Source organism: Acinetobacter pseudolwoffii (assembly GCF_002803605.1).
Lineage (GTDB): Bacteria > Pseudomonadota > Gammaproteobacteria > Pseudomonadales > Moraxellaceae > Acinetobacter > Acinetobacter pseudolwoffii.
Genome location: NZ_PHRG01000020.1, coordinates 1 through 8,767 on the forward strand (window position 1 = coordinate 1; position 8,767 = coordinate 8,767).

Annotated in this window: 10 protein-coding genes and 1 pseudogene; 2 read left to right on the plus strand and 9 right to left on the minus strand. The window is 42.4% G+C overall.

The genetic code is table 11. From position 1 onward, the window contains the following. Together CWI32_RS14850 and CWI32_RS15420 are read right to left on the minus strand one after the other, a co-directional pair. Positions 1-895: lactate permease LctP family transporter (locus CWI32_RS14850; RefSeq protein ID WP_167381292.1), on the minus strand; the 895-nt coding region annotated here is incomplete at its 3' end. A 224-nt stretch (positions 896-1,119) separates the two neighbouring features. Beyond that, complete coding sequence (locus CWI32_RS15420; protein ID WP_378267120.1) at positions 1,120-1,272, minus strand: hypothetical protein; 153 nt, start codon at positions 1,270-1,272, stop codon at positions 1,120-1,122. Positions 1,273-1,560: 288 nt separating this feature from the next. Here CWI32_RS15420 and CWI32_RS14860 point away from each other — a divergent pair, with 288 nt between their 5' ends. Both CWI32_RS14860 and CWI32_RS14865 read left to right on the plus strand, forming a co-directional pair. Then, the gene (locus CWI32_RS14860; RefSeq protein ID WP_225554309.1) at positions 1,561-1,794 is read left to right on the plus strand and encodes a hypothetical protein; all 234 of its coding nucleotides are present in this window, start codon (positions 1,561-1,563) and stop codon (positions 1,792-1,794) included. Positions 1,795-1,983: 189 nt separating this feature from the next. Next, positions 1,984-2,751: a sensor histidine kinase gene (locus CWI32_RS14865; protein WP_100535632.1), complete on the plus strand. Its 768-nt coding sequence runs from the start codon at positions 1,984-1,986 to the stop codon at positions 2,749-2,751. A gap of 4 nt (positions 2,752-2,755) precedes the next feature. Here the strand turns inward: CWI32_RS14865 and bioD are convergent, their stop codons facing one another. The 7 genes and pseudogenes from bioD to CWI32_RS14900 all read right to left on the minus strand — a co-directional run. After that, on the minus strand, positions 2,756-3,421 hold the full coding sequence (gene bioD / locus CWI32_RS14870; protein WP_005105913.1) for a dethiobiotin synthase: 666 nt from the start codon (positions 3,419-3,421) through the stop codon (positions 2,756-2,758). After that, a complete protein-coding gene (gene bioC, locus CWI32_RS14875) occupies positions 3,418-4,203 on the minus strand; it encodes a malonyl-ACP O-methyltransferase BioC (RefSeq protein ID WP_100535633.1) in 786 nt (261 codons plus the stop codon). The genes bioD and bioC overlap by 4 nt, the downstream gene beginning before the upstream one ends. Further along, positions 4,170-5,339, minus strand: coding sequence for an 8-amino-7-oxononanoate synthase (locus CWI32_RS14880; protein WP_100535634.1), 1,170 nt, complete (start codon positions 5,337-5,339; stop codon positions 4,170-4,172). The genes bioC and CWI32_RS14880 overlap by 34 nt, the downstream gene beginning before the upstream one ends. Then, positions 5,336-6,616: an adenosylmethionine--8-amino-7-oxononanoate transaminase gene (gene bioA, locus CWI32_RS14885; protein WP_100358244.1), complete on the minus strand. Its 1,281-nt coding sequence runs from the start codon at positions 6,614-6,616 to the stop codon at positions 5,336-5,338. Before bioA ends, CWI32_RS14880 begins: the two co-directional genes overlap by 4 nt. A gap of 88 nt (positions 6,617-6,704) precedes the next feature. Next, complete coding sequence (locus CWI32_RS14890) at positions 6,705-7,415, minus strand: alpha/beta hydrolase family protein (RefSeq protein ID WP_004282161.1); 711 nt, start codon at positions 7,413-7,415, stop codon at positions 6,705-6,707. A gap of 67 nt (positions 7,416-7,482) precedes the next feature. Then, complete coding sequence (gene bioB, locus CWI32_RS14895; RefSeq protein ID WP_005093784.1) at positions 7,483-8,472, minus strand: biotin synthase BioB; 990 nt, start codon at positions 8,470-8,472, stop codon at positions 7,483-7,485. A gap of 148 nt (positions 8,473-8,620) precedes the next feature. After that, a pseudogene (locus CWI32_RS14900) lies at positions 8,621-8,767 on the minus strand (IS982 family transposase); the annotation flags it as partial.

Genomic DNA, 8,767 nt, shown 5'->3' on the forward strand with positions numbered 1-8,767 from the left:
CACTATATTGTTTACGAGCTTGCTTGATAATAGTTTCATCTACCTGTATATTTTTGTCCTCAAAAAGAAAAATATGTTTTGGTTTCCAATACTTAAGTAAGATAGTTAAACTGATTAATGATGCAATTGCAGCAGTGATATCGGGTAACTCAGGCCCAACAAAATTTGATGTTAGATATTGCGCTAAAGAAAAAGATAAGCTGGCAACTAAAATAGCAGGCCAAGTTTCTTTAACCCCACGCCAACCATCCATGATTGCCATGATCCAGATCAATACAATTGGCACCATAAAGGGTAACTGACGACCAACCATTTGACTGATTTCCATGGTGTCAACACCTGAAACCTGCCCAGCGACAATGATCGGAATTCCCATTGCACCAAAAGCAACAGGTGCAGTATTAACTATCAGGCATAGCCCAGCCGCATATAAAGGCTTAAAGCCGAGTCCCACCAACAGTGCCGCAGTAATTGCGACGGGCGCACCAAAACCTGCCGCACCTTCTAAAAACGTACCAAAAGCAAACCCAACTAATAGCATTTGCAGACGTTGATCTTCTGTAATTGACAGAATAGACGAACGAATAACATCAAACTGTCCTGTTTTTACTGAAATCTTATATATAAAAACTGCACCGATAATAATCCATGCAATTGGCCACAGGCCGTAGAAGAATCCATAGACCATTGATGCTAATGCCATTCCAATTGGCATTTTGTATAAAAATAATGAGACCAGAAAGGCTAAAAAAACGGTAATTGTAGCGGCTACACTACCCTTCATGCGAAAAATAGCTAACGCTAAAAAAAAGAAAATAATTGGAACTAGCGCAATAGCACTCGAAATCCAGATATTGCCTATAGGATCATAAATTTGTTGCCACTGTTGAAGCATTGTCTACTCCTTGAAATGCTTAACTACTAGATTGAACAGTTTATTGTACTTAAACACTAAATTGGTATGACCAATTTAGTGTTTAAGAGATAAAATGTGCATTTTGTATTGGCGATATTAGTAATATTAGCCCAAAAACACAATATAAAAGATTTAATTTATTTTTTGGTATGACCAATTTTTATAATCTCTTAAAATTTTATACATTAGATTTCTTTCATAATTCACTTTTTACTCAGCTCAAAATTATAGATTCCCACAATTAAATTAAATCTTAATCCTAGTCTTTTGCCAGGGTTGCGATATCGCTCGGAAAGGATTTTGAAGGTTTTCAAAGTTCCAAATACCTGTTCAATCCCAATTCTTCTTTTATTGATTTCTTGGTTATAAAGTTTTAGCTCGAGATCTGGTTTTTAGTGCTTTTTTGCTTTTAATGGCCATAAACTATTTGGATACAATGTATAAATCCCTTGATAGCCTTTATTTGCAAGAGGCTTTGTTGCACAAACCTACCACTGAAAGCTTCTTGGGGAATATAATTTCTAAATGAAGAGGTCTGCACCCAAGATCTATCGTACAACCAGTTGATCTACCTACAATAAAGCCTTGCTCAGTCAAGGAAATATATCAATTTGGTTTGATTCAGCCATCCAATGGTCGCTCGATTGACTCAACAACTGCCGATGCAAAACTTGGATGAAAATGTACTAGCCCAACAACTTCATTCCACCAATCAAGAGCAGTTGATTGCCTATAAAGTGTCTTTATTTGGCTCTGACGTCAGTGTCGTTCAGCATGTGGTAGCAAAAACCCGAGGTGCACCGAAAGATTTAAGCCACCAAGTAGTTGGCTTTAGTACAAAGCAACAAGGTGAGGCTCAGTTATGTGTTACGTCGTGAGGATATTCAAGTGGTGGTAGCAGAGCGGATGTTCCTACGTGGATAATTGCTCAAAAAGATTTTATAATCGGTATTAATACCAATAATTTTGTCTTTATTGCTATGTATAGACTTAATCGTTTTGATTATTCGTCGAGAGCTTAAAGCCTTAGATGAAGTTTCAACCTTTTAAGTCAGCCAAATTTATCAGTGAATGATGCTACTCACTATTTAAAAACCTTAGATGCCAAAGTAATGCCTTCCAAGGTACAGTCCTTTGCCCAAAACTCTAAGCACTTAATACATAAACTGCATCAAAATCCGGAAAATGAAAAAGTATTTAGTTCATACGCCGCCCATGAATTGCGTAGTCCTTTAACCGCGATCAAAACTCATATTCAGCTTGCACAACTGATGGCAGAACAACAGGCAAGCTCACCCAAATTGCAACAGAGCTTGCAGCAGGCAGACCATAGTATCCGCCGATATACCCAGCTACTGGAGCAGCTTCTAGCACTTTCTTCTACCGATCAGGCACTGAGCGATGTCCGGTACAGTACTGAAATTGCACCGCTCCTGACTCAGGTGATTGCCGATTTACGGCCGTTTTATCCGGAAATTGAACCTAGTTTAACGATTGACTGGCCGAGTCTGAGCCGAATTGCCCTGCTCGATTTTGCGCTATATACCGTCTTTAAAAACCTGCTTGAAAATGCCCTATTGCATGCACAGGCAAAGTCTATTTCAATTGCTATGCTGCATGAGGTGCTGATCATTCATGATGATGGTCAAAGCTTGAAGATAGAGGATATGCAGTACCTGGGACAGCGTTTCTGGCGTAAATCTGCCCAGCAAAATGGGCATGGGCTAGGCTTATCTTTGGTGAAAACGGTGTTAAACAAATATGGCTATCAGATTCAATTTACAGCAGCGCAGCCTCAAGGCTTAAGCATTCACATCAGCCCCGCTGCAAGTTGATCATTTATCCATGGGCAGACGGAGCTAAAGTTAAAGCAGGAATATCAATCCATGTCGTATCAGCAAAATCACGCTGCAAATACTGTTTTAAATAGGCAATCGTATCTTCAGCGATCAAGGGATCTTTTGAGTTATCGGCATGATTAAAGGCGATGGCATATAATTTAACCCCGCGGAGTTTTAACAGTTCAAGACTCAACAAGGTATGATTAATACTGCCTAAACGCCCTGAAGTGACGAGAATCACCGGATAATTATGTGTCTGAATATAATCAATAGTCAGGAACTCTTCGGTTAAGGGCACCATCAGACCACCGGCACCTTCCAGCAAAATACAGTCGTAGGCCACAGCCAGCTGTTCGGTAGCCTGCTGAATCTGTTCAAAATTAATGGCTCGCCCATCCAGCCGCGCAGCAAGATGCGGTGAAGCCGGATACGTAAAAATTTCCGGCATGGTCAGTTTTTGCTGGTCTTCCGGTAACAGTCCACAACCCATAATTGCACGATGCTGTTCGATATCTTCTGATATATCGACATTTCCGGTCTGGATCAGCTTTTGGGTTATGGTACGAATGCCCTGCTCATTCCAATTTTTGGCCAGAAAACCAGTAGTAAAGGTTTTACCAATTGCGGTATCAATGCCGCTGACAAAATAAATCTGTGCGCTCATGCTGTCTTCCGTGCAATGACATAAACCGGATGATAGGTCAGTGCATACTGTTTGCTTTCAGGGTCTTGGAATTGTTGATAGCCGGTATAAAAATCCTGTAAGGACGATTTTGTCCACCGAAACCCCTGTGCCGTCGCCTGTACACCAGTGGCTTTGATATGCTGTAACACCTGTTTCGGATGCTCAAAATGCAAGGTCATCTGTTTTTCTATCTGCAGCAGAATGTCAAAGCCTAAGGATTCAAGCAGTTCACAGACCTTTGCTAAAGGCAGATAATCCAAGCCCTGTCCGGTCAGTGCCTTAATTTCCTTTAAATTATTGTCAGTATAACTGGCAAAACACAGATGCCCAGAGGGATTTAAGGCCTGCGCAATGTTGAGCAACAATGCTTTTAAATCCGAGATCCATTGCAATGCAGAACAAGACAACACCATGTCCAGAGACTGCGGCAGTGGCAAGGTTTCAATATTACCAATTCCCCACAAAAGCCGATCAGCTTCCGGGAAGTGCTGCTTCACTTCGACATATAGGTCATTTAAAAATAAATGATCAAAGCTGTAATACTGCATAAAAAGCCGGGTAAACAATCCTGAACCGCAGCCAATTTCCAATACCCTTTGCAAATGTGGTTGTGCCACATGCTGCTGCATGAAATGCATCAACTCTGCCGCTACGGCACTTTGTACCAGCGCATGCTGTTCATAACTGAGATTTGCCTGAGCAAAACGTTGGGCAATTTGTTTGCTGTTCATCGCGGCAAATTCCTCAGCACCTGCAGACATGCATCCAGCTCATCCGCAGAAATGTTCTGATTCAGGCAGATTCTGAGTCTGGAGGTATTGGCAGGAACCGTTGGCGGACGTACTGGTAGCACATAAAATCCCTGCTGTTGCATAATTTCAGCCGCCTGAATGGTGCGTTTTGCCTCACCAATCAGTACCGGCACAATTTGCGAAGTTGACGGACAGTGATATCCCAAGTCTTGAATGCCCTGCTGACAGCGTACAGCCAATGCTGCCAAATGTACTCGTCCCGCCTGAAGCTGCTGTACCTTCTGAAAAATAAATCTAGTCCAGGCCATACATAGTGGCGGCTGGGCGGTACTAAAAATTAAAGGTCGCATGCTATTAATCAGATAGTCACGAATCACTGGCGCACAGACCAGATAACCACCAACTGAAGCCAAAGCCTTGCCAAAGGTACCGACCAGGAAATCAATCTGATCCAATACTTGATACTGTTCTGCGCAGCCCAATCCACGTTCACCGCGCACACCAATTGCATGTGCCTCATCGACATAGAGCATGACTTTTGCAAACTGCTGTTTTAATGCCACCAAAGCAGCTAAATCTGTTTCATCCCCATCCATACTGAAAATTGATTCAGTTACCACAATGATGCGCTGGATAGATTCATCTGACTGATATTTTTCTAAAAACTGAGTCAAATGCTGCAGGTCATTATGGCGGTAACGCACATAGCCAGCTTTAGATAAACGAATCCCGTCGATAATACTGGCATGTACCAGTTTGTCAGCAATGATCATGGTTTTAGCATTACTGAGCGCAGGAAGAATCCCGATATTCATGTGATAACCACTATTAAACAGCAGTACTGAACGTCCAAAAGCCTGTGACATCTGTGCTTCAAGTTGTTCAAAATTGGGAAAGTTTCCTGTCAGTAAACGTGAAGAGCTTGAACTCATATATCGCTCAGACATCGGCGTGAGGTCAAAAAATTCTTCACGTAGCGTTAAGTTGGATGCCAGACCTAAATAGTCATTGGATGCCAGATTCAGCATCTCTTGGCCATTGAGTTGCAATCGTGGCTGGCTAGAAATATTGGACTTAAACTGGCGATATTGCCCTTGCTGTTTCAAGTCATCTAGCTGCTGCTGGAAATGCTCAAGATGGTTCATGCTACTGCCTCTATCTGCTGAATCATCTCCCGCATATGCTTTAATAAAGTTTCAAGTTGCTGTGTTGAAATTACATATGGCGGCATGACATAGACCAGACGGCCAAAAGGACGAATCCAGACGCCACGGCATACACATTCAGCCTGAAAACGCGCCAAATCAATAGTTTGATGTAGCTCAACCACGCCAATTGCGCCGAGGACACGCACATCTTTGACTTGTGCCAAGGATTTTAAATCCAGTAAATATTGTTCTAGTGTACTTTCAATCTGTTGAATACGCGTCTGCCAGTCTTGAGCCAGTAACAGCTGGGTACTTTTTAATGCGACCGCACAGGCCAACGGATTAGCCATAAAAGTTGGGCCATGCATGAACACACCCGCTTCACCACTTGAAATCGTCTCTGCTACATGGCGAGTGGTTAAGGTCGCTGACAAGGTCATATAACCACCAGTCAATGCCTTACCGATACACATAATGTCTGGTGTGACCTGAGCGTGTTCATAAGCAAATAGTTTTCCAGTGCGGCCAAAACCGGTGGCAATTTCATCTAAAATCAGCAGTACATCGTACTTTTCACACAACAACTTAGCTTGCTTTAAATATTCTGGATGATAGAAACGCATCCCGCCTGCACCTTGCACGATCGGCTCAATGATCATGGCAGCAATCTGTTGATGCTGCTGTACCAGCAGGCGCTCAAGTGGCTGTATATCTTCGGGTTGCCATGCCCCATCAAAACGGCTTTGAGGTGCCGGAACAAATAAACGGTTCGGCAAACTCGAACCAAAAATTTGATGCATACCAGTTACAGGATCACAAACCGACATGGCATTCCAGGTGTCGCCATGATAGCCAGAGCGTGTGGTAACAAAGTTAGTTTTTTGTGGTTGCTGACGTGCATTCCAATATTGCACAGCCATTTTCAACGCCACCTCAACCGCGACCGAGCCGGAATCGGCAAAGAAAATTTTATCCAGTTCAGGCGCCGTGATCTCGAGTAGCAGTTTAGACACATCAATCGCAGGCTGATGAGTCAAACCACCAAACATGATATGTGACATCGACTCTAATTGTTTTGTTACGGCCTGATTGAGTTCAGAATGATTATAACCGTGAATTGTGCACCACCAGGACGACATGCCATCAATCAGCTCGGTACCATCTTCAAGTTCAATGACTGCACCATGTGCAGCTTTAACTTTGTAACATGGCAAGGGTTGTGTCATGGAGGTATAAGGATGCCAAATATGCTGTTGATCAAAAGCGTCCTGCACAGAATTTACCCCAATTATTAAAACTAAAACTGATCTTAGCGCGTTAAATCTGAAAATGAAACGTCAAGAGCTACCAATCTCTTTGTGCTTAAGCCAGATCGGCTAAAAATTTTAAAATTGGCTCAACGAGTAACTTGGTATCAAAAAGGATGGCATCGTGCGTGCCCTGTATTTTTACCAAATTCAGATTTTGGGTTGTTAAAAACACAGATTCTTGACTAACTTTGTAAGGAACCAACATATCATTCTCGGAAAATATAAATAGCATCTTGACTGAATGATTTTTTAAGATATCCACTAGATTTAATTGCTGCAATAGATAAAGATGCTTAACCTGATAGTTTAAATCAATACTATTTAACTGTTGGTGCAATAATTTTGCACGTTCACGCGCTGCTGCGCCAGCTAAAGTGACCAAGGTACAGAAGCGCTGCATCCCGCGTTTTGGATCAGCCAGTATGGAGGATTTAAATTGTGTATATTGTTCAACTGGCATTGCCTGTGGCCATGCTTCGTTGGCCACGAAACAGGGATTTGACATACAGCAAATCACTGGCTTGGCAATTTTCAGTTGTTGCTGGATTTCATTAGCCAGCAAAAGTGCCAACTGTCCACCCAAAGACCATCCCATCAAGACATCAATAGAACTCGCCTGCCTGACTTTTTCGGCCAAAATACTTTCCACGTTAGGATCAAAAATATCCCATACTTCAACTTGATGCTGCTGCCGCAACTGTTCTACAAACGGGGTTAAGACCGCTGTTCCTAGCCCCCAACCCGTAATCATCAGTATCTTCATTTTTGTCTGTTCCAATAAAAAAGGGACCAATTCAAGTTGAAATGATCCCTGTTTGTTACACGATTAATTAAGCAGGTTGCATCGCATCTACAGCCAATTCTTTAGCTGTTTTCTTGGCAGCTTCAGCTTTTAAGCCTAATTTAGCAAACAAGGCTTTGTCTTTACCTTCACCACTGTTCGGGGCAGTAAGCAATTTATCACCTGAAAATAATGAGTTAGCTCCAGCCATAAATGCCAGTGCCTGATCAGAGTCAGAGAGAGATTCACGACCTGCCGACAAGCGGATATAACTCTTCGGCATAATAATCCGTGCTACCGCAATAGTACGAATCCAGTCAATCACATCCAGTTTTTCAACATCGGCCAGTGGTGTGCCTTCAATAGGAACCAGCATATTTATGGGCACCGAACCCGGGTGAATCGGCATAGTCGCTAGTTCAAACAACAAACCGACTCGGTCTTGTACGCCTTCGCCCAAGCCGACAATACCGCCACTACAGACATTAATTCCGGCATCACGTACATGATCAAGCGTATTTAAGCGGTCATCAAAGCTACGTGTACTGATGACATTGGCATAATATTCACGTGAGGTATCAAGGTTGTGGTTATAATAATCTAGCCCTGCATCTTTCAGACGTTCCGCTTGTGAGGCATTCAGCATCCCTAGAGTCATACAGGTTTCCATGCCCAGTTTCTTGACTTCCTGCACCAGTTCTAGCACATACGGCATATCGCGTTCATGCGGATTACGCCATGCTGCGCCCATGCAGAAACGGGTCGAACCGGAAGCTTTGGCCTGTTTGGCTTCAGCAATCGCCTTTTGTACTTCTACGCGTTTTTCAATTTCCAGATCAGTATCATAATGTGCAGATTGCGAACAGTATTTACAATCTTCCGGACAACGGCCCGTTTTAATTGAAAGCAGAGTACTGACCTGAACAGTATTCGGTTCAAAGTTTTGGCGATGAATTTGCTGTGCCTGAAACAGTAAATCCATTAAAGGCAAGTCATAAATTTCTTGTATTTCGGCACGTGACCAATCATTACGGATCATCTTGTCTGCATCATCTAAAATTCCATTGAGTAAATCATACGCTGTTTTTTTTATTTTTCTTTAGCGTTTTCTTTCATATTCATTGCCTGCTTAAAATAGCTTTAGTGTATCAAGCTATTTTTGAAAGCTTATTTAACCTGAATCCTGCTTAAGCCGATGATTCCTTAATTTGAATTGTTGGCTTATTTCGATGGGTTAATTGATATGCACATAGTGAGGCGTAAATTCCACTCAGAAATCCATGAAGACTACGTGCTTTACTCGTCACTAAATTGTATTGCCCCTTCAATAAGCT

Bases quoted from the DNA above. Each gene is read 5' to 3' on its own strand.
- CWI32_RS14880 (WP_100535634.1), bottom strand. From the start codon at position 5,339: ATGAACCATCTTGAGCATTTCCAGCAGCAGCTAGATGACTTGAAACAG.
- CWI32_RS14890 (WP_004282161.1), bottom strand. From the start codon at position 7,415: ATGAAGATACTGATGATTACGGGTTGGGGGCTAGGAACAGCGGTCTTA.
- bioC (WP_100535633.1), bottom strand. From the start codon at position 4,203: ATGTCTGCAGGTGCTGAGGAATTTGCCGCGATGAACAGCAAACAAATT.
- bioD (WP_005105913.1), bottom strand. From the start codon at position 3,421: ATGAGCGCACAGATTTATTTTGTCAGCGGCATTGATACCGCAATTGGT.
- bioB (WP_005093784.1), bottom strand. From the start codon at position 8,472: ATGATCCGTAATGATTGGTCACGTGCCGAAATACAAGAAATTTATGAC.